At 74.7% G+C, this 23,981-nt stretch carries 1 protein-coding gene; it reads left to right on the top strand.

Going from position 1 to position 23,981, the window contains the following annotated elements:
* Positions 1 to 11: 11 nt before the first annotated feature.
* Positions 12 to 23,981: a non-ribosomal peptide synthase/polyketide synthase gene (locus tag AB0O19_RS35495; protein WP_363625550.1), complete on the top strand. Its 23,970-nt coding sequence runs from the start codon at positions 12 to 14 to the stop codon at positions 23,979 to 23,981.

The following is a 23,981-nucleotide window of genomic DNA, read 5'->3' as shown; positions in this document are numbered from 1 at the left end:
GAGGTACCCCCATGTCCCGTCGCGATGGCGACACCCTTCCCCTGACAGCCGCCCAGCGCGAGATCTGGCTCGCCGAACAGCGGTCCCGGAACCCGATCCCGGGCTACCGCGTCGGTGAGTGCCTGGAGATCCACGGGCCGGTGGACCGGGAGCTGTTCGAGACCGCGGTGCGCCGGGTGGTCCACGAGGTCGACGCCCTGCACGTGAGCTTCCTCGACGACGGCGAGGGCCCGCGCCAGGTCCTCCGGGAGAGTTGGGACTGGGCGCCGGCGCACCTCGACCTCAGCGGGGAGCCCGACTCCCGTGCGGCGGCCCGGGAGTGGATGGAACGCGACCTGCTGCGCCCGCTGGACCTCTCCCGCGACCCGCTGTTCGGGCACGCGCTGATCCGGCTGTCACCGACCGAGTACCTCTGGTACCTGAACTACCACCACGTGGTGCTGGACGCGCTGAGCAGCTCACTGGTCCGGCAGCGGGTCGGCGAGGTGTACTCGGCGCTGGCCGGGGGCGGCGCCGTGCCGCCGTGCCCGTTCGGTTCGCTGCGGGACCTGGTCGACAGCGACGCCGCCTACCGCTCGTCCGCGGACTTCGCCGCCGACCGCGCCTACTGGACGGAGCGGTTCGCGGACCGGCCCGCCCCCACCCGGCTCACCGGCGCCTCCCCGACCGACCCCAACCTCGCCCTCCGGCTGGCCGAGGAACGGGAACTGCGGCGCCCGGACGCCCTGCGGGCGGCGGCCGGCCGGGTCGGCGTCCGGTGGTCCCGGCTGCTGATCGCGGCGACGGCGCTCTACGCCCACCGGCTGACCGGTGCCCAGGACGTGGTGCTCGCCCTGCCCGTCACCGCCCGCCGGGGCGCCGACCGCGACCTGATGGCCGTGCCCGGCACGATGTCCAACGTGGTGCCGCTGCGGATGACGGTGCGGCCGGACATGTCGTGGCGCGAGCTCGTCGCCCAGACGGCACGGGAGGTCGAGGCGGCCGTCGCGCACGAGCGCTACCGCAGTGAGGACCTGCTGCGCGACCTCGGTGCGCCCGGCGGCATCGGGACGGCGTTCCCGCTGATCGTCAACATCATGGCCTTCAACTCCAGGCCGAGCTTCGCCGGGCACCCCGCCTCCGTGCACCACTTCGTGTCGGGCTCGACCACCGACCTGGCGGTCTGGGTGTTCGACTACCGGGACGGCAACCCCCCGCTGCTCAGGCTCCACGGAGCACCGCAGGCGTACGGCGACGACGACCTCGCCGCGCACCAGCAGCGGCTGCTCCTGCTGCTCGACACCCTCGCGGACCGCGACCCGGACGACCTGGTGGGCCGGATCGAGCTGCTCACGGCCGAGGAACGCGGCGAGCTGGCGGCCGTCGGCAGCGGGCCGGCGGCGGAGGTCCCGGCCGCGAGCCTGCCGGAGCTGTTCCGGGAGCACGTGCGGGCGACCCCGGACCTCGTCGCGCTGGTCTGCGGGGACGTCTCGCTGACGTACGCGGAGCTGGACGCGCGCGCGAACCGGCTGGCGCACGCCCTGATCGCCCGCGGCGCCGGACCGGAGCGGCTGGTGGCGGTGGCGCTGCCGCGCTCGGCCGAGCTGGTGGTGGCGATCCTCGCGGTGCTGAAGACCGGCGCGGCGTACGTCCCGGTCGACCCGGAGTACCCGGCCGCCCGGATCGGGTACCTGCTCGACGACGCGCGGCCGACGCTGCTGGTGACCGACGCCCGCAGCGGCGAGCGGCTGCCCGAGGCGGGCCCCGTCGACCGGCTGGTGCTTGACACCGCCGACCTGGACGCGCTGCCGGATACGGACCCGAGGGTGGCCGTCGATCCGGCACACCCGGCCTACGTCATCCACACCTCCGGCTCCACCGGGCGGCCCAAGGGCGTGCTGCCGACGTACGGCGGCCTGCTGAACCTGCTCACCGAGCACCGGCAGGCCATGTTCCGGCCGGTGCTCGACGGACGGCAGCGGCTGCGGGTCGCGCTGACCACGTCGGTGTCCTTCGACGCCTCCCTGAACCAGCTGCTCGCCCTGTTCGGGGGCCACGAGCTGCACGTCCTGGACCACGCGACCTGGACCGACCCGGACGCCTTCGTCGGCTACGCCGCGCGCTGCGGGCTCGACTACATCGAGGCCACCCCGTCCTACCTCCGGGTCCTGGTCGCGCACGGGCTGTTGAGCGATCCGCAGTGGCGGCCGACGCTGGTCGCGGCGGGCGGCGAGGCCGTCCCCGAGCAGCTCTGGGCGGACCTGCGGGAGGCCGGAGGGGTTCGCGGACTCAACCTCTACGGGCCGTCCGAGTGCACGGTCAACTCGGTGGTCGCGCCGGTGGGTTCGAGCCCGCGCCCGGTCATCGGCCGACCCGTCACCAACGCCCGGCTGCACGTGCTCGACGGCGCCCTGCGGCCACTGCCGACCGGCGTGCCGGGTGAGTTGTACATCGCGGGCGCGGGACTGGCCCGCGGCTACCTCAACCGGCCGGGCTTGACCGCCGGGCGCTTCGTGGCGAACCCGTTCGGGCCGTCCGGATCGCGGATGTACCGCACCGGGGACCTGGTGTGCTGGAACCCGGACGGGAACCTGGAGTTCCTCGGCCGGACCGACGACCAGGTCAAGATTCGCGGCTTCCGGGTCGAGCTCGGCGAGATCGAGGCCGCGCTCGCCGAACACCCCCAGGTCGCCCGGGCCGCCGTGACGGTGCGCAACGAGGAGGAACCCCGGCTGGTCGCCTACGCCGTTCCCGCGGCGGGGCAGGTCGTCCAGCCGGACGACCTGCGGGCCCGGCTGCGCGAGCGGCTGCCGGAGTACATGGTGCCGTCGGCGTTCGTGGTCCTGGACGTACTGCCGCTGACGCCGAACGGCAAGCTGGACCGCCGGGCCCTCCCCGCGCCCGAGTCACAGCCCGCCACGCCGGGCCGCGCCCCGCGCACCGCGACCGAGCACCTGCTCGTCGGGCTGTTCGCCGAGGTCCTCGGGGTGTCCGAGCCCGGCTTGGACGACAGCTTCTTCGACCTCGGCGGGCACTCGCTGCTGGCCACCCGGCTGGTCGCCCGGGCGCGGACGACCCTCGGCGTGGAACTGCGGCTGGGCGACCTGTTCGACGCGCCGACGGTGGCGGAGCTGGCGGCGGCGGTGGACGCCGCCGGCCGGGCACGGCCGGCCCTGGGACGGCGGGAGCGGCCGGGGACGGTCCCGCTGTCCTTCGCGCAGCGCCGGCTCTGGTTCCTGCACCGCATGGAGGGCCCGAGCGCCACGTACAACATCCCGCTGACGCTGCGGCTGTCCGGAGAGCTGGACCAGCGGGCCCTGGCGGACGCCCTCGCGGACCTGGTCGAGCGGCACGAGAGCCTGCGCACGGTGTTTCCGGCGGTCGACGGCGTGCCGTACCAGCGGGTGCTGGACCCCGACGCGGCCCGGCCGCGGCTGCGGATGACCGAGGTCGGCGAGCGTGACCTGCCGGACCGGCTGGCCGAGGCGGCCCGGCGCGCATTCGACCTCGCCGCGGAGCCGCCGCTGCACGCCGAACTGTTCCGGCTGGGACGGGAGGAGCACGTGCTCCTCCTGGTGGTGCACCACATCGCCGGTGACGGCTGGTCGACGGGGCCGCTCTCGCAGGACCTGACGACCGCCTACGCGGCCCGCGCCGAGGGCGCGAAACCGGACTGGGCGCCGCTGCCCGTCCAGTACGCCGACTACGCCCTGTGGCAGCGGGACCTGCTCGGCGACGGCTCGGACCCGGACAGCCTGCTGAACGGCCAACTCGCCTACTGGCGCGCGCAGCTGGCGGACCTGCCCGAGCAGGTGGAGCTGCCGTTCGACCGGCCCCGGCCGACGGCGATGTCCTACCGGGGCGCCCAGCTGCCGGTGCGGATCGACGCCGAGCTGCACCAGGGCCTGCGCGCGCTCGCCCGGGACGGCGGGGCCAGCCTGTTCATGGTGCTCCAGGCCGGGCTGGCCGCGCTGCTGGGCAAGCTCGGCGCCGGTACCGATGTCCCGATCGGAACGCCGATCGCCGGACGCACCGACGAGGCGCTGGACGACCTGGTCGGCTTCTTCGTCAACACCCTGGTGCTGCGCACCGACCTGTCGGGCGACCCGTCCTTCACCGAACTGCTCGGCCGGGTGCGCGCCGACGCGCTCGCCGCGTACGCGCACCAGGACGTGCCGTTCGAGCAGCTGGTGGAGGCACTGAACCCGTCCCGGACGCTGGCGCACCACCCGCTGTTCCAGACCATGCTCGCCCTGCAGAACGCTCCGCTCGGCGCGTTCGAGCTGCCGGGGCTGCGGGTGGCGACCGATCTGGTCCAGACCGGGACGGCCAAGTGCGACCTGACCTTCGTCCTGGCCGAACAGCCCGACGGCCTCTCGGGCGTCCTGGAGTACAGCACCGACCTGTTCGACGAGGCCACCGCCGCCGGGATCGTCGAGCGGTGGCTGCGACTGCTGCGGGCCGTGGCCGCCGACCCCGGCCGGCGGATCGGCCGGGTGGACGTGCTGTCCGCCGACGAGCTGAGCGCGCTGCTCCCGGACGGCGGAGGCCTCGGCGCGCAGGCGCCGGAGAGCAGCATCACCGCGCTGTTCGAGCGGCAGGTCCGGGCGAACCCGGCCGCGGTCGCGCTCACGGACGGCGAAACCAGCCTGGCGTACGGCGAGTTGAACGCCCGGGCCAACCGGCTCGCGCACGCCCTGATCGGCCGGGGCGTGGGGCCGGAGCGGCTGGTGGCGGTGGCGCTGCCGCGCTCGGCCGAGCTGGTGGTCGCGATCCTCGCGGTGCTCAAGGCCGGCGCCGCGTACGTGCCGGTGGACCCGGAGTACCCCGCGGCCCGGATCTCCTACCTGCTCCAGGACGCCCGGCCCGCGCTGCTCGTGACGACCGGCCGGACCGGCGACCTGCCCGGAGCGGACGGCGTGGACCGGCTGCTGCTGGACACCGCCGACCTGGACGGACAGCCGGACACCGACCCGGAGGTCGCGGTCGACCCCGCCCACCCCGCCTACGTCATCCACACCTCCGGCTCCACCGGCGACCCCAAGGGCGTCGTGGTCCCGCACCGGAACGTGGTGCGGCTGTTCGACACCACCCGGGAACTGTTCGGCTTCTCCGCCGAGGACGTCTGGACGCTCTTCCACTCCTACGCCTTCGACTTCTCGGTGTGGGAGCTGTGGGGCGCGCTGCTGCACGGCGGCCGGCTGGTGGTCGTGGACCACGAGACCAGCCGCTCGCCCGGCCGCTTCCTGGAACTGCTCGCCCGCGAGCGGGTGACCGTGCTCAACCAGACGCCGTCCGCCTTCCACCAGCTGATCCAGGCGGACGCCGAGGCGCCCGGGACCGGCCGTGAACTCGCCCTGCGCACGGTGGTGTTCGGCGGCGAGGCGCTGGAGCCCGCCCGCCTCGCGAGCTGGTACGAGCGGCACCCGGACGACGCGCCGCGGCTGGTCAACATGTACGGCATCACCGAGACGACGGTGCACGTCACCCACGCGGCACTCGACCGGTCCGGTACCCCGGCCGGCCAGATCGGCACGGCGATCCCGGACCTGCGGGCGTACGTGCTCGACGGCGGCCTGTGCCCGGTCGCCCCGGGCGTCGCGGGCGAGCTGTACGTCGCGGGCGCGGGCCTGGCGCGCGGCTACCTGAACCGGCCGGGTCTGACGTCCGGGCGGTTCGTGGCCGACCCGTTCGGGCCGGCCGGCTCCCGGATGTACCGCAGCGGCGACGTGGTGCGCCGGGCGGCGGACGGCAGCCTGCGCTACGTCGGCCGGGCCGACCAGCAGGTGAAGGTGCGCGGCTTCCGGATCGAGCTCGGCGAGATCGAGGCGGCCCTCGCCGCGCACCCCGGCGTCGCCCAGGTCGCCGTGCTGGCCCGGCAGGACCGCGCCGACGACACCCGGCTGGTCGCCTACCTGGTGCCCGCCACCGGCACCGCACCGCGCGCGGCCGACCTGCGCGCGCACCTGGCCGGGCGGCTGCCCGAGCACATGCTGCCGTCGGCCTTCGTGGTGCTGGACGCGCTGCCACTGACCGCCAACGGCAAGCTGGACCGCCGGGCCCTGCCCGCTCCCGACCTCGCCCCCGCGGGCACCGGCCGCGCGCCGCGCACCCCGCAGGAGCAGGTCCTGTGCGAGCTGTTCGCCGAGGTCCTCGGCGCGACCTCGGTCGGCGTCGAGGACGGCTTCTTCGACCTGGGCGGGCACTCGCTGCTGGCCACCCGGCTGGCCGCCCGGATCCGCGCGACGCTCGGCGTGGAAATGCCGCTGCGGACCCTGTTCGAGTCGCCGACCCCGGCCGGCCTGGCCGCCGCCCTGGCGGCGGCCGGACCGGCTCAGGCCGCCCTGGTACGGCGCGAGCGCCCCGAGGTGATCCCGCTGTCGTTCGCGCAGCGGCGGCTGTGGTTCCTGCACCAGCTGGAGGGCGCCGGCGCCAACTACCACATCTCCCTGGCCTGGCGGCTGTCCGGGGCCCTGGACCGGCGGGCCCTGGACCGGCGGGCCCTGGAGGCCGCCCTGGCGGACGTGGCCGGGCGGCACGAGAGCCTGCGGACCGTCTTCCCGGCCGTCGACGGCGTCCCGTACCAGCAGGTGCTGGACGTCGCGGCGGCCCGCCCGCGGCTGCTCGTGAGCCGGACCACCGAGGCCGAGCTGCCCGCCCTGATGGCGGCGGCGAAGGACCGGCCGTTCGACCTGGCGGGCGATGCGCCGCTGCGGGTCGACCTGTTCGAGCTGGCGCCGGACGAGCACGTGCTCCAGCTGGTGCTCCACCACATCGCGGGTGACGGCTGGTCGCTGGGCCCGCTCACGCAGGACCTGACCGCCGCCTACGCCGCGCGCTGCCGCGGCGAGGAACCGCAGTGGGAGGAACTGCAGGTCCAGTACGCCGACTACACCCTCTGGCAGCACGAGCTGCTCGGTGGATCCGCCGAGCCGGACAGCCTGCTCGCCCGCCAGGCGGCCTACTGGACACGGCAGTTGGCCGATCTCCCGGAGCGGATCCAGCTGCCCGCCGACCGGCCCCGCCCGGCGGTCGCCTCGCACCGGGGCGGCTTCGTGCACGTCGGACTGGACGCGGAGCTGCACCGCGGTCTGCGTGAGCTCGCCCGGGAACACGGCACCAGTCTGTTCATGGTCCTCCAGGCCGGACTGGCGACACTGCTGAGCAAGCTCGGCGCGGGCGACGACATCCCGGTCGGCAGCCCGGTCGCCGGCCGGACCGACCAGGCACTGGACGAGCTGGTCGGCTACTTCGTCAACACCCTGGTCTTCCGCACCGACACCTCGGGCGATCCGACCTTCGCCGAGCTGCTGGCGCGGGTCCGGGACACCTCGCTGGCCGGGTACGCCCACCAGGACCTGCCGTTCGAGCACCTGGTCGAAGCCCTCAACCCGGCGCGGTCGCTGGCGCACCACCCGTTGTTCCAGGTGATGCTGGCGCTGCAGAACGCGCCCCGGGCCGACTTCGCCCCGCCCGGGCTGCACGTCGACGACATGCCCCTGGCGACGACCACCGCCAAACTCGACCTGATCTTCACCATGTCCGAGCGGCAGGCGCGGGACGGTTCCCCGGAGGGAATCGACGGGATCGTCGAGTACGCCGACGACCTCTACGACCCGGCCACCGTCGAGACGATGTTCGGGCGCCTGGAGCGACTTCTCCGCGCCGCGGTCGCCGACCCGCAGCGGCGGCTGAGCCGGTACGGCCTTCTCTCCGCGGAGGAGCGCGATGAGCTGACGGCACTGGGCACCGGACCGGAGGTGGAGCTTCCGGCCGCGAGCGTGCCGGAGCTGTTCCGGGCACAGGTGCGGGCGACGCCGGACCTGGTGGCCTTGGTGTGCGGTGACGTCTCGCTGACGTACGAGGAGTTGGACGAGCGGGCGAACCGGTTGGCGCACGCCCTGATCGTGCGGGGCGCGGGGCCGGAGCGGCTGGTGGCGGTGGCCCTGCCGAGGTCGGCCGAGCTGGTGGTGGCGATCCTCGCGGTGCTCAAGACCGGGGCGGCCTACGTCCCGGTCGATCCCGAGTACCCGGCCACGCGGATCGGGCACATGATGGACGACGCCGGCCCGGTCCTGGTGGTGACCGATGCCCGGACCCGGGACCGGCTGCCGGAGGCCCGCCCGGCCGGGTGGCTGGTGCTCGACGACCCGGCGACAGCCGCGCTGGTGGCCGACCGCCCCGCGACGGACCCCCTGGTGGCCGTCGAACCGAGGCACCCGGCCTACGTGATCTACACCTCCGGCTCCACCGGCCGGCCCAAGGGCGTGGTGTCGACCCACGGCGGCCTGCTCAACCTGTTCGTCAGCCAGCGTCCGCTGCTGTTCCCCCGGGGGACGAAGGAGCGGCTGCGGATCGGGCTGACCACCTCGGTGTCCTTCGACGCCTCTTGCGACCAGCTGTCCAGCCTGTACGCGGGCCACGAGCTGCACGTCCTGGACGAGGCGACCTGGTCCGACCCGGACGCCTTCGTCGACTACGTCAAGCGCGCCGGCCTGGACTACGTCAACGCCACCCCGTCCTATCTGCAAGTGCTCGTCGGACGGGGGCTCCTGGACGACCCGGGGCGCCGTCCCGCGGTGGTCTCGATGGGCGGGGAGGCCGTTCCGGACCAGCTGTGGGAGCGGCTGCGGGCCGTCGACCGCGTGTCCTGCCTGAACTACTACGGGCCGTCCGAATGCACGGTGGACGCCGTCGTCGCACCGCTGGAATCGAGTCCGCGCCCGGTGATCGGCCGGCCGCTCGGGGGTATCCGGCTGTACGTCCTCGACAGCACGCTGCAGCCCGTGCCCGCGGGCGTGGCGGGTGAGCTGTACCTCGCCGGCGCGGGCCTGGCCCGCGGCTACCTGAACCGGCCGGCGCTCACCGCGGCACGGTTCGTGGCGGACCCGTTCGGTCCGCGCGGTACGCAGATGTACCGCACCGGCGACCTGGTGCGCTGGGGCGCCGACCGGAACCTGGAGTTCCTCGGCCGGACCGACGACCAGGTGAAGGTGCGTGGCTTCCGGATCGAACTCGGCGAGATCGAGGCGGCATTGGCGGAACATCCGCAGGTCGCCCAGGTCGCGGTGACCGTCCGGGAGGACCGCGCAGGGGACGTGCGGCTGGTCGCCTACCCGGTGGCCGTCGCCGGGGCGGAACTCCGGCCGGACGAGCTGCGGGCTCACCTGCGCGAGCGACTGCCGGACTACATGGTCCCGGCTGCCTTCGTGCCCCTGGGGAGCCTGCCGCTGACCGCCACCGGCAAGCTGGACCGGCGCGCGCTGCCCGCACCCGTCCACACCGCGCCGAGGACCGGCAGGGCCCCGCGCACACTGGAGGAACACGTCCTCGCAGAGGTGTTCGCCGAGGTGCTGGGCGTGGCCGAGGTCGGGGTCGACGACGACTTCTTCGAGCTCGGCGGACACTCGCTGCTGGCGACCCGGCTGGTGGCCCGGGCGCGTGCCACCCTGGGTGTCGAACTGGAACTGCGCAGCCTGTTCGAGACGCCGACGGTGGCCGGGGTGGCCGCCGGACTCGGCCGAGCCGGCCAGGCGCGGCTCGCGCTGCGCCACGTTGACCGGCCCGACCGGGTCCCGCTGTCCTTCGCGCAGCGCCGGCTGTGGTTCCTGGACCAGTTGGAGGGCGCCGGTTCGGTCTACAACATGCCGCTGGCGTGGCGGCTCTCCGGCCCGCTGGACCGGGCGGCCCTGGAGGAGGCGCTGGCTGACGTCGTCAACCGGCACGAGAGCCTGCGCACGGTCTACCCGCAGGTCGACGGGGTGCCGTACCAGGACGTGCTGGACGCGCGGACGGTCCGGCCGCAGCTGCCGGTCACCAGGACCGGCGGGACGGACCTGCCGGAGCTGCTGGTGGCGGCCGCGGCGCGCGGATTCGACCTCGCCACCGAACCACCCCTGCGTGCCGAGTTGTTCGAGACGGCACCGGACGAGCACGTGCTGCTGGTGGTGGTCCACCACATCGCCGGTGACGGCTGGTCGCTGGGCCCGTTGTCGACCGACCTGGCCACCGCGTACGCGGCGCGCTGCCGGGGCGAGGAACCGCAGTGGGCGCCGCTGCCCGTCCAGTACGCCGACTACACCCTGTGGCACCACCAGCTGCTTGGCGACGCGGCCGACCAGGACAGCCTGTTCGCCCGCCAGACGGCCTACTGGACACGGACGCTGGCGGACCTGCCCGAGCAGATCCGGCTCCCCGTCGACCGCCACCGTCCCTCCGCACCCTCATATGCCGGCGGCCACCTCGCGATCGACCTGGACGCGGAACTGCACGGCGCACTGGTGCGCCTGGGCCGGGAGCACGGGGCCAGCGTCTACATGGTGCTGCAGGCCGCGCTGGCGGCGGTGCTGGACAAGCTCGGCGCGGGCGACGACATCCCGGTCGGCAGCCTGATCGCCGGCCGGACGGACCAGGCGCTGGACGACCTCGTCGGCTTCTTCGTCAACACCCTGGTGCTGCGGACCGACACCTCGGGCGACCCGTCGTTCGCCGAGCTGCTGGGCCGGGTCCGGGAGGACGCGCTCGGCGCGTACGCCCACCAGGACCTGCCGTTCGAGCACGTCGTCGAGGCCCTCAACCCGTCCCGGTCGCTCGCCCGTCAGCCGCTGTTCCAGGTGCTGCTCGCGCTGCAGAACGTGCCCCGCACGGAGTTCGAGCTGAGCGGTCTGGGCGCCGAGATCCTCCTGGTCCGCACGCCCACGGCGATGTTCGACCTCGGCTTCCACCTGCTGGAGCGCGGCGGCACCGGCGGGCCGGCCGAGGGCATCGTCGGGCGGGTCGAGTACAGCACCGACCTGTTCGAGCACACCACGGTGGAGGCGCTGGTCGCCCGGTGGCTGCGCCTGCTGGCGGCGGTGGTCGCCGAGCCGGACCGGCCGCTGAGCCGGATCGACGTCCTCACCGCCGAGGAGCGGCACGAGCTGCTGGTGGCGCGCAACGACACCGCCCGACCGGTTCCCGCCGACGGCCTGCCGGCCCTCTTCGAGGCGCAGGTCCGGGCGACCCCGCAGGCCCCGGCGGTGGTGTTCGAGGACACCGTGCTGACGTACCGCGAGCTGAACCGCCGGGCCAACCGCCTGGCGCACGCGCTGATCGCGCGTGGGGTGGGGCCGGAGCAGGTCGTCGCCCTGCGGCTGCCGCGCTCCGCCGAGCTGGTGGTCGCCGTCCTCGCCGTGCTCAAGACGGGCGCGGCGTACCTGCCGATCGACCCGGACTACCCGGCCGCCCGCATCGCGTACATGCTGGAGGACGCCCGGCCGGCCGTCGTCCTGGACGACCTCGCGGCCGTCACCCCGGCAGAGGAGCGGCCGGAGCACGACCCGGCCGTCGCCGTGGACGCGCGGCACCCGGCCTACGTCATCTACACCTCCGGCTCCACCGGCCGGCCCAAGGCCGTGGTGATGCCCGCCGCAGGGCTGCTGAACCTGCTGGCGTGGCACCACGAGGCCGTCGGCGGCGAACCCGGCACCCGCACCGCGCAGTTCACCGCGATCAGCTTCGACGTCTCGGTGCAGGAGGTGCTCTCCGCGCTGCTGTACGGCAAGACCCTGGTCGTGCCGACCGAGGAGCAGCGCCGCAGCGCCGAGCTGTTCGCGCACTGGCTCGACCGGCACCGGGTCGCCGAGCTGTTCGCACCCAACCTGGTGGTCGAGGCGCTGGCCGAGGCCGCCGAGGAAGCCGGGCTGGAGCTGCCGAGTCTGCGGCTGGTCGCGCAGGCCGGTGAGGCGATGCGGCTCGGCGGCGCGGTGCGCCGCTTCCAGGCCCGCCGCCCGGGCCGGACGCTGCACAACCACTACGGGCCTGCCGAGACCCATGTGATCACCGCTTTCCCGCTGCCGGCCGACCCTGCCGACTGCCCGCTTCCGGTGCCGATCGGCCGTCCGATCGACAACTGCCGGGCGTACGTGCTGGATCCGGCCCTGCGGCCGGTCGCCCCCGGCGTGACGGGTGAGCTGTACCTGGCCGGGGCGGGGCTGGCCCGCGGCTACCTGAACCGGCCCGGGCTCACCGCCACGCGGTTCGTCGCGAACCCGTACGGCCCGGCGGGCGCGCTGATGTACCGCACCGGTGACCTGGTCAGGTGGTCGGCCGACGGCGAGCTGGAGTTCGCGGGCCGGGTGGACCACCAGGTGAAGGTGCGCGGCTTCCGGGTCGAGCCCGGCGAGATCGAGGCGGAGCTGGCCGCGCACCCGGGCGTGGCCCAGGTCGCGGTGCTCGCCCGCGAGGACCGGCCGGGCGAGACCCGGATCGTCGCGTACGCGGTGGCCTCGACGCAGGACCCGGCCACCGCGGCGGCACTGGCGGCGTACCTGCGCGAGCGGCTGCCGGACCACCTGGTGCCGTCGGCCTTCGTGCTCCTGGACACACTGCCGCTGACGCCGAACGGGAAGCTGGACCGCGCGGCGCTGCCCGCCCCCGACCTCGGCCCGGCCGGAGCCGGGCGCGCGCCGCGCACCCCGCAGGAGCAGATCCTGTGCGAGCTGTTCGCCGAGGTCCTGGGCGTGCCGCGGGTCGGGGTCGACGACGACTTCTTCGACCTGGGCGGGCACTCCCTGCTCGCCACCCGCCTGATGTCGCGGGTCCGGGCGACCCTCGGCGTCGAGCTGGAGCTGCGCCGCCTGTTCCGGACGCCGACGCCCGCCGGGCTCGCGGCCGGGCTGCACGGCGCGGGCACCGCGCGGCAGGCCCTGGTGCCCCGGCCGCGCCGTGAGCCGATGCCGCTGTCGTTCGCCCAGCGCCGGCTCTGGTTCCTCCAGCAGTTCGGCGCACCGAGTGCCACCTACCACCTGCCGCTGGCCCTGCGGCTGTCCGGCCGCCTCGACCGGGCCGCCCTGGGCGCCGCGCTGGTGGACGTGGTGGCCCGGCACGAGACCCTGCGCACGGTCTTCCCGCACACCGGCGGAGTCCCGCACCAGCGGGTGCTGGAGGCCGCCGAGGCCGTCGTCCCGTTGACGGCGCGCGCGGCCGGCGAGGCGGAGCTGCCGGCCCTGCTGCGCGAGGCGGCGGTGCGCGGCTTCGACCTGACCTCGGACGTGCCGCTGCGGGCCGAGCTGTTCGCGGTCGCGCCGGACGAGCACGTGCTGCTGCTGGTGATGCACCACATCGCCGGCGACGGCTGGTCGATGGACCCGCTGGCCCACGACCTCGCCACCGCCTACGCCACCCGGCAGGGCGGCGGGACACCCGCGTGGCCGCCGCTGCCGGTGACCTACGGCGACTACACCCTGTGGCAGCGCGAGATCCTCGGCGACGAGCACGACGCGGGCAGCGTGTTCGCCCGCCAGATCGGCTACTGGACCGAGGCGCTGGCCGGGCTGCCCGACCAGCTGCAACTGCCCGCCGACCGGCCGCGCCCGGCCGCCATGACCTACGGCGGCGACCTGCTGGACATCCGGATCGACGCCGAACTGCACGCCGCCCTGGTGGAGTTGGCGCGGCGATCGGGTGCGACGCTGTTCATGGTGCTGCAGGCGGCGCTGGCGGCGCTGTACACGCGGTTGGGCGCGGGGACGGACATCGCGATCGGGAGCCCGATCGCGGGGCGCACGGACGAGGCGCTGGACGACCTCGTCGGGTTCTTCGTCAACACGCTGGTGCTGCGCACGGACACCGGCGGTGATCCGTCGTTCGCCGAGCTGGTGGGGCGGGTGCGGGAGACGGCGCTGGAGGCGTTCGGGCACCAGGACGTGCCGTTCGAGCACCTGGTGGAGGCACTGAACCCGTCCCGGTCGCTGTCGTACCACCCGCTGTTCCAGACCGGGCTGGTCGTGCAGAACGCGCCGGGCGGCGACTTCGAACTCCCCGGCCTCCGGGTCTCCGGAGTGGCAGTGCCCACCGGGACTTCGCGGCTCGACCTGACCTTCGGCCTCGCGGAGGAGTACGGGCCCGGCGGCGCGCCGGCCGGGCTCGGCGGCGCGGTCGAGTACAGCACCGACCTGTTCGACCGCACGACGGTCGAGACGTTGGTCGCCCGCTGGACCAGGTTGCTGGCCGCGGTCGCCGCGGCTCCGGACCGGCGGATCGGCGGGATCGACCTGCTGTCCGCCGAGGAGAGCGGCGACCTGCTCCCCGCCGTGGAGGAGGGGGAGGCCGCGGCGAGCCTGCCGGCGCTGTTCGCGGCGCGGGTGGCGGCGGCACCGGATGCGGTCGCGCTGGTCTCCGGCGGTGTCGAGCTGACGTACCGTCAGTTGGACTCCCGGGCGAACCGGTTCGCGCATGCCCTGATCGCCCGGGGTGTGGGTGCGGAGCAGCTGGTGGCGGTGGCGCTGCCGCGGTCGGTGGAGTCGGTGGTGGCCGTCCTGGGTGTGTTGAAGGCCGGGGCGGCGTACCTGCCGGTGGATCCGGCGTACCCGAAGGCGCGGATCGCGTTCATGCTGGAGGACGCCCGTCCGGCGCTGGTGGTCGACGATCCGGCGCTGGTGTCCGAGGGCGACTGGCCGGACACCGATCCGGTGGTCGTGCCCGACGTCCGGCACCCGGCGTACGTGATCTACACCTCGGGCTCGACCGGCCGCCCCAAGGGCGTGGTGGTGAGCCACAGCGGCGTGTCGGGCCTGGCGGCGGCGCAGGTCGAGCGGCTCGGCGTGGCGCCCGGCAGCCGGGTGCTCCAGTTCGCCTCGCCCAGCTTCGACGCGTCGTTCTGGGACCTGTGCAGCGCCCTGCTCAGCGGTGCCGCCCTCGTCCTGGCCCCGGCGGACGCCCCGCTGGAGGCGCTGACGGACCACCGGCTCGGCGTCACCCATGTGACGCTGCCGCCCTCGGCCCTGGCCGCGCTGGACGGCGCCGACCTCACGGCCACCACCCTGGTGGTGGCGGGTGAGGCCTGCCCGCCGGAGCTGGTGGCACGCTGGGCGCCCGGGCGCCGGATGGTCAACGCGTACGGTCCGACGGAGACGACGGTGTGCGCGACGATGAGCGCCCCGCTGGCGGCGGGCTCGGGCGTGCCGCCGATCGGCCGGCCGGTCGCGGGCTTCCGGGTGTACGTGCTGGACGAGCGGCTCTGCCTGGTGCCGCCGGGCGTGGCGGGGGAGCTGTACGTCGCGGGGCCGGGGCTGGCGCGCGGCTATCTGGACCGGCCGGGCCTGACGGCGGGGCGGTTCGTCGCCTGCCCGTTCGGGGCGGTCGGCGAGCGGATGTACCGCACCGGGGACGTGGTGCGCCGCCGGGCCGACGGGGAGCTGGAGTACGTCGGCCGCGCCGACGACCAGGTGAAGGTCCGTGGCTTCCGGGTCGAACTCGGCGAGATCGAGGCGGCCCTGGCGGGGCACTCCGCCGTCGCGCAGTCCGCGGTCCTGGCCCAGGACGACCGGCTCGTCGGCTACGTCACGGCTCGTCCGGGCACGACCGTCCGTCCGGCGGAGTTGGCGGCGTACCTGCGTGAGCGCCTGCCGGACTACCTGGTGCCGTCGGCGTTCGTGCTGCTGGAGGCGCTGCCGCTGACGCCGAACGGGAAGTTGGACCGGGCCGCGCTGCCCGCGCCCGAGGACGTGACCACGGCTGTGGGACGGGCACCGCGCACCCCGCAGGAGCAGGTCCTGTGCGAGCTGTTCGCCGAGGTGCTGGGTCGCCCGCAGGTCGGGATCGACGACGACTTCTTCGACCTCGGCGGGCACTCGCTGCTCGCCACCCGGCTGGCCGCCAGGGTGCGCTCGGTGCTCGGCGTGGAGCTGGGGCTGCGCGCGCTGTTCCAGGAGCCCACGGTGGCGGGTCTGGCCGGGTCGTTGACGGAGGCTGGCAACGCCCGCCCGGCGCTGACCGCGCGGGAGCGGCCGGAGGCCGTACCGCTGTCCTTCGCCCAGCGCCGGCTCTGGTTCCTGCACCGCATGGACGGTGCGGCCGCGACCTACCACATCCCGCTGGCGCTCCAGCTGACCGGGACGCTCGACCGGGCGGCGCTGGACGAGGCGCTGGCCGACGTGGTGGCCCGGCACGAGAGCCTGCGGACGGTGTTCCCGGAGGTGGGCGGCGTCCCGTGCCAGCGGGTCCTGGACCCGGCCGAGGCCCGGCCCCGGGCCGGGTTGACCGAGGTCTCGCAGGCCGAGCTGCACCACCGGCTCGCCGAGTTCGCCCGGCGGCCCTTCGACCTGGCGGCGGAGCCGCCGCTGCGGGCGGAGCTGTTCGCGGTGGCGCCGGACGAGCACGTGCTGCTGCTGGTGATGCACCACATCGCCGGTGACGGCTGGTCGACCGGCCCGCTGGCCCGCGACCTGGCCGAGGCGTACGCCGCCCGGAGCGAGGGCCGTGCGCCGAGTCGGTCGAACCCGCCGGTGCAGTACGCCGACTACACGCTCTGGCAGCGCGACCTGCTCGGCGACGCAGCCGACCCGCAGAGCCGGTTCGCCGAGCAGCTCGGCTACTGGAAGCGCCAGCTGTCCGACCTGCCGGAGCTGCTCCGGCTGCCCGCCGACCGGCCGCGGCCGGCCGTCGCGGGCTGGCACGGGGACCACGTCGGCCTGGAACTGAGCCCCGAACTGCACGCCGCTCTGACCGAGCTGGCGCGGAACACCGGCACCAGTCTGTTCATGGTGCTGCAGGCGGCGCTGGCGGCGCTGTACACGCGGCTGGGCGCGGGGACGGACATCCCGATCGGGAGCCCGATCGCGGGCCGTACCGACGAGGGGTTGGACGACCTGGTCGGGTTCTTCGTGAACACGCTGGTGCTGCGCACCGACACCAGCGGTGATCCGAGCTTCGCCGAACTGCTCGGGCGGGTGCGGGAGACGGCGCTGTCGGCGTACGCCCACCAGGACGTGCCCTTCGAGCACCTGGTGGAGGCACTGAACCCGTCCCGCTCGCTGTCCCACCACCCCCTGTTCCAGACCATCCTGGCCGTGCAGAACGCCCCGATGGGCCGGTTCTCGCTGCCGGGCCTGGAGGTGGCCACCTACGCGGTGGCCACCGGAACCGCCAAGTTCGACCTCGGGGTGAGCCTCGTCGAGCGGTTCGGCCCCGACGGCAGCCCGGACGGGATCGTCGGCGCGGCGGAGTACGCCACCGACCTGTTCGACCGTTCGACGGTCGAGGCCCTCGTGCGGCGCTGGACGCTCCTGCTGGAGGCGGTCACCGCCGACCCGGACCGGTCGATCGGGGGGATCGACCTCCTCGACTCCGACGAGCGGCACCGGCTGCTGGAACGGGGCAACGCGACCGCCCGCGAGGTGGGCGCCGTCCCGGTGCCGCAGGCCTTCGCGGCGCAGGTGGCGGCGACGCCGAACGCGGTCGCCCTCGTCCGCGGCGACGTCGAGTTGACGTACCGGGAGTTGAACGCGCGGGCGAATCGGTTCGCTCACGCGCTGATCGCCCGGGGGGTGGGCCCGGAGCAGCTGGTGGCGGTGGCCCTGCCGCGCTCGGTGGAGGCGGTGGTCGCGGTCCTGGGCGTCCTGAAGGCCGGGGCGGCGTACCTGCCGGTGGATCCGGTGTACCCGCAGGCGCGGATCGACTTCATGCTGGCGGACGCCCGCCCGGCGCTGATGGTCGACGACGCCGCCATGGTGGCCGAGGGCGACTGGCCGGACACCGACCCGGACGTCGCACTCGACGTCCGGCACCCGGCCTACGTGATCTACACCTCGGGCTCGACCGGCCGCCCCAAGGGCGTCGTGGTCCCCCACGGCGGTGTCGCGAGCCTGGTCGCCGCCCAGATCGAGCGGTTCGCGATCGAACCCGGCAGCAGGGTGCTCCAGTTCGCCTCGCCCAGCTTCGACGCCTCGGTGTCGGAGATCTACACCGCGCTGCTGCGCGGCGCGGCCCTGGTACTGCCCCCGGCGGCGGACCCGGTGGCCGCGCTGACCGACCCGGGCCTGGCGGCCACCCACGCGACCGTGCCGCCGTCCGTCCTGGCCGCCGTGCCGGAAGGCTCGGTGGCGGTGTCGACACTGGTCGTGGCGGGGGAGGCCTGCCCGCCGGAGCTGGTGGCCCGGTGGGCGCCGGGCCGGCGGATGATCAACGCGTACGGTCCGACCGAGACGACGGTGTGCGCGACCATGAGCGACCCGCTGTCCCCGGGGGCGGGCGTACCGCCGATCGGTCGGCCGATCGCCAACGCCCGGGTGTACGTGCTGGACGACCGGCTGCGGCCGGTGCCGCCCGGCGTTCCCGGCGAGCTCTACGTCGCGGGCGCGGGTCTGGCCCGCGGTTACCTGAACCGGCCGCGCCTGACGGCCGGACGGTTCGTCGCCTGCCCGTTCGGCCCAGCCGGTGCTCGGATGTACCGCACCGGCGACCTGGTCCGCTGGCTCGGCGACGGGCAGCTGGAGTACGTCGGCCGCGCGGACGACCAGGTGAAGGTGCGCGGCTTCCGGGTCGAGCCCGGCGAGGTCGAGACGGCCCTGGCCGAGCACCCGGCCGTCGCCCGGGCCGCGGTCCTCGCCCAGGACGACCGGCTCATCGGCTACGTCGTCCCCCGCCAGGAGGAGGCCCGCGACAGCGCCCTGGAAGCGGACCACGTGGGCGAGTGGCAGGACATCTACGACGCCCTGCCCATCGCTCCCGAGGACGCCGGCTTCGGCCAGAACTTCGTGGGCTGGAACAGCAGTTACGACGCGAGCCCGATCCCCGTCGAGCAGATGCGGGAGTGGCGGGACGCCACCGTCGCCCGCATCCTGGCCCTGCGCCCCCGCCGGGTGCTGGAGGTCGGCGTCGGCACCGGTCTGCTGCTCTCGCAGATCGCACCGCACTGCGAGACGTACTGGGCGACCGACTTCTCCGCCACCGCGATCGAGGCGCTCACCGCCCAGGTGGCCGGGCAGGAGGACCTGGCCGGGCGCGTGGTGCTGCAGACCCGCCCGGCGCACGACACCGACGGGCTCCCGGCCGGGGAGTTCGACACCATCGTGATCAACTCGGTGGTGCAGTACTTCCCGTCCGCCGAGTACCTCGCCGACGTGATCGGGAAGCTGATGGGGCTGCTCGCCCCCGGCGGTGCGCTCTTCGTCGGCGACGTCCGCAACCTGCGACTGCTGCGTCCGCTGGCCACCGCCGTCCAGCTCCACCGGGTCGGCGAAGGTGCGGACCTCACGGCGGTGCGCCGCACGGTGGAGCAGGCCCTGCGGGTGGAGAAGGAGCTCCTGGTCGACCCGGACTTCTTCACCGCCCTGCGGGAGCACGGTACGGACATCGGCACGACGGCCGTCGAGGTCAAGCGCGGCCGCCACCACAACGAGCTGACCCGCTACCGCTACGACGTGACGCTGCACAAGCCGCCGGTCACCCCGACGGCTCCGGAGCGGTCCGTCGAGCTGGCGTGGGGGCGGCAGGTCGCCGGGCCGGCCGAACTGCGCGAGCTGCTCGCCCGGCCGTCCGGCGGAGTGCTGCGGATCACGGGGGTGCCGAACCGCCGCGTGACGCGGGAAGCCGCTCTGGCCCGGGCCGTGCAGAACGGGGACGGCTCGCTCGCCGAGCTGCTGGAACGGATGCACGCCCCGGAGGACGGCGGCCTCCCCGATCCGGAGGACTTCCACGCCCTCGGGTCGGAGTTCGGCCGCTCGACGGCCGTCACCTGGTCGGCCACCGCGGCGGACGCCGTGGACGTCGTCTTCACCGACCCCCGGGCGCTCCACGGCTCCCCGGTCGAGGCGTACCGGCCGGCCCGGGCCACGGGATCGTCGCTGTCCTCGCTGACCAACCGCCCGACCGGCAACCGGGGCGCCGGCGCCCTCCTGGGCGAACTCCGCGACTGGCTGCGGGACCGGCTGCCCGACTACCTGGTCCCCTCGGCGTTCGTGGCGCTGGAGGCGCTGCCGCTGACGGCCAATGGCAAGCTCGACCGCCGTGCGCTGCCCGCACCGGACCTCGGCCCGGTCGCGGCCGGACGGGCGCCGCGCACCCCGCAGGAGCAGCTCCTCGCCGAGCTGTTCGCCGAGGTGCTCGGCCTGGCCCAGGTCGGCGTCGACGACAGCTTCTTCGACCTGGGCGGGCACTCCCTGCTGGCCACCCGCCTGGCCTCCCGGGTCCGGGCGGTCCTCGGCGCGGAGCTGGAGGTCCGGACGCTGTTCGAGACCCCGACCGTGGCCGGGCTGGCCGCCGGCCTGGAGGGCTCCGGAGCTGCGCGGCCCGCACTGACCGCCCAGGCCCGCCCCGACCGGGTGCCGCTCTCCTTCGCCCAGCGCCGCCTGTGGTTCCTGCACCGGATGGACGGGCCGAGCGCCACCTACAACATGCCGCTCGCGCTCAGCCTGACCGGCGAACTGGACCGCCCGGCCCTGCACGCCGCGCTCGCGGACGTGGTCGCCCGGCACGAGAGCCTGCGGACGGTCTTCCGCGAGATCGACGGCGTGCCGTACCAGGTCGTGCTGAGCGCCGCTCAGGCGCGCCCCGCACTGCCGGTGGTGGAGATCGACGAGAGCGCACTGGCCGAACGGCTGGCGGAGACGGCCCGGCGCGGCTTCGACCTGGCCGCGGAGCCGCCCGTCCGGGCGGAGCTGTACGCGCTCGCCCCCGACCGGCACGCGCTGCTGGTCGTGGTGCACCACATCGCCGCCGACGGCTGGTCGATGGGCCCGCTCTCCGGTGACCTCGCCGCGGCCTACGCGGCCCGCTGCCGGGGCGAGGCCCCGCAGTGGTCCCCGCTGCCGGTGCAGTACGCCGACTACAGCGCCTGGCAGCGCGACCTGCTCGGGGACGCCGCCGACCCGGACAGCCTGTTCGCCCGGCAACTGGCCTACTGGAAGGACGAGCTGGCCGGCGTCCCGCAACAGCTGCAGCTGCCCGCCGACCGGCCGCGGCCGCCGGTGGCCTCCCAGCGGGGCGACCGGGTCGCGGTCCGGCTGGACGCCGACCTGCACCAGGCCCTGCGGGACCTGGCCGCCGCGCGCGGCGCCAGCATGTTCATGGTGCTCCAGGCCGGACTCGCGGCCCTGCTCACCCGGCTCGGCGCCGGCACGGACATCCCGGTCGGCAGCCCGATCGCCGGCCGTACCGACCAGGCGCTGGACGAGCTCGTCGGCTTCTTCGTCAACACCCTGGTGCTGCGCACCGACACCGGCGGGGACCCCGGCTTCGCCGAACTGCTCGGCCGGGTCCGGCAGAAGGCGCTCAGCGCGTACGACCACCAGGACGTGCCGTTCGAGTACCTGGTCGAGGTGGTCAACCCCGCGCGGTCGCTGGCCCACCACCCGCTGTTCCAGATCATGCTGGCCCTGCAGAACGCGCCGCTCGGCGAGTTCGCCCTGCCCGGCCTGGAGACCGGCCACCTGGAGGCGCCGACCGGGACCGCGCGGGTCGACCTGACCTTCAGCCTGGCCGAGCAGTTCCGCCCGGACGGGGCCCCCGACGGCCTGGTCGGCGCCGTGGAGTACGCCACCGACCTGTTCGACGCGCCCACCGTGGAGCTGCTGTTCGAGCGCCTGGCCCGTCTGCTGCGCGCGGCCGTCGCCGACCCCGACCGGCCGATCAGCCGGATCGACATCATGCCCGTCGAGGAACGCCGCCGACTGCTCGCCGGCTCCAACGGTGCCGCGGCCGAGCTGCCCCGGGCCGCGGTGCCGGAGCTGTTCGCCCGCCAGGTGCGGGCCACCCCGGAGGCGGTCGCGGTCGTGGCCGGCGGCACCGAGCTGACCTACGCGGAGCTCGACCAGCGGGCCGGCCGCCTGGCGCGGGCGCTGATCCGCCAGGGCGTACGGCCGGAGACGCCGGTCGCGGTCATGCTGGACCGCTCGGCGGAGCTGGTCGTGGCGATCCTGGCGATCATCAAGGCCGGCGGCGCCTACGTGCCGCTGGACTCGCGCTTCCCCTCCTCCCGGATCGACCTGATCCTGCGGGAGAGCGGGGCCGCCCTGGTGCTCACCCGGGAGGTGCTCACCGCACTGGTGCAGTCCGCGGCCGCCGATCCGTCCGACGTCGAAGTCCCCTGTGAACCAGGGCAGTTGGCGTACATCATGTACACCTCCGGCTCGACCGGTCGACCGAAGGGCGTGGCCGTCACCCACCGTGACGTGGCGGGCCTCGCCCTGTCCCCCGAATGGCGGCGCGGTGGACACGAGCGGGTGCTGATGCACTCCCCGACGGCCTTCGACCTCTCGACCTACGAGCTCTGGGTGCCGCTGCTCAACGGCGGCCGGGTCGTCGTCGCCCCGCCGGAGCAGCTCGACCTCGACCTGCTCCAGCACACGATCGCCTCGAACGGGGTGACCGGACTGTGGCTCACGGCCGGACTGTTCCGCCTGGTCGCCGAGGAGCGCCCGGGCCTGCTCGCCGGGGTGCGCGAGGTGTGGACCGGCGGCGACGTGGTCTCCCCGGCCGCCGTCGCCCGGGTGCTGGCGGCCTGCCCCGGCATCGCGGTGGTCAACGGCTACGGGCCCACCGAGGCCACCACCCTGGCCACCTGGCACCCGGTGGGCGACCTCCCCGAACACGCCGCGACCGTGCCGATCGGCCGGCCGATGGCGAACACGCGCGCCTACGTGCTCGACGACCGGCTGCGCCCGATGCCGACCGGCATGGTCGGCGAGCTGTACCTCGCGGGGACGGGCGTGGCCCGCGGCTACCTCGGGCGGGCCGGCCTGACGGCGGAGCGCTTCACCGCCGACCCGTACGGGCCGTCCGGCAGCCGGATGTACCGCACCGGCGACCTCGCGTCGTGGCGGACCGACGGCGCGCTGGACTTCGCCGGACGCGCCGACCACCAGGTCAAGCTGCGCGGCCTGCGGATCGAGCCCGGCGAGATCGAGGCCGTCCTGGCGGGCTGCCCGGGCGTCCTCCAGGCGGCCGTGGTCGCCCGCGAGGACCGGCCGGGCGACAAGCGCCTGGTCGCCTACCTGGTGCCCGCCCCCGAGGGCGCGCCCGAGGCGGCCGAGCTGTCCGGCCGGCTGCGCCGCGACCTGCCCGACTACATGGTGCCGGCGGCGTTCGTCACCCTGGACGCGCTGCCGCTGACCGCCAACGGCAAGCTCGACCGGGCCGCCCTGCCCGCCCCCGAGTACGGGGCCTCGGATGCCGGACGCGGACCCCGGACGCCGCAGGAGCAGCTGCTGTGCGGTCTCGTCGCCGAGGTCCTCGGCCGGGAGCAGGTGAGCATCGACGACAACTTCTTCGACCTGGGCGGGCACTCGCTGCTGGCCGCCCGCCTGGCCTCCCGCGTCCGCGAGACGCTCGGCCTGGAGTTGGGCCTGCGCATGCTGTTCGAGGCGCCGACCGTGGCCGGTCTCACCGAGCGCCTGGTCATGGACAATCCCGACGACGCGTTGGACGTGGTGCTGCCGCTGCGTTCGACCGGGACCGGCACACCGCTGTTCTGCGTCCACCCCGGCGGCGGCATCAGCTGGTCGTACAGCGGACTGCTGAACCACCTCGGCCCGCAGCACCCGGTCTACGCCATCCAGGCACGCGGCCTCGGCCGGCCCGAACCCCTGCCGACGTCCTACGAGGAGATGGCGGCCGACTACGCCGACCAGATCCAGAAGATCCAGCCGGAGGGCCCCTACCTGCTCCTCGGCTGGTCCGCCGGCGGGCTGATCGCCCACGCGCTCGCCTGCGAGCTGCAGTCGCGCGGCGAACGGACCGCACTGCTGGCGATCCTCGACGCCTACCCGGTGAAGGACGTGCAGTTCGCGGAGGTGCCGGTGCCCACCGTGCGCGACGTGCTCGTCGGGGTGCTCGACGTCGACCCGGACGAGCTGGGCGACCAGGAGATCACCTACGCCGAGGTTGCCGAGGTCCTGAACCGGCGGGGCAGCGCGCTGGCCGGCCTGAACGAGCGACAGATCGAGGTGATCGTCGAGATCATGATCAACAACGCCAAGCTGGCGGTCGACTTCGTCCCCGGCAGGTTCGGCGGAGACCTGCTGCTGTTCAACTCCACGATCGACCGGGCCGAGGACAACGCGGGGCCCGCAATCTGGCGCCCGTACGTCGCCGGCCGGATCGAATCCCACGAGATCACCACCCGGCACGACCGGATGACCCAAGCCGGCTCGCTCGCCCAGATCGGGCCGATCCTGGCCGCCAGGATCACCGAGACGACCGGCGACACCGACGGCACCACCACCCTTTCCCACCAGGAGGACTGA

Source organism: Kitasatospora sp. NPDC091276 (genome assembly GCF_040684355.1).
Lineage (GTDB): Bacteria > Actinomycetota > Actinomycetes > Streptomycetales > Streptomycetaceae > Kitasatospora.
This window is presented reverse-complemented; position numbering and strand designations above follow the sequence as displayed.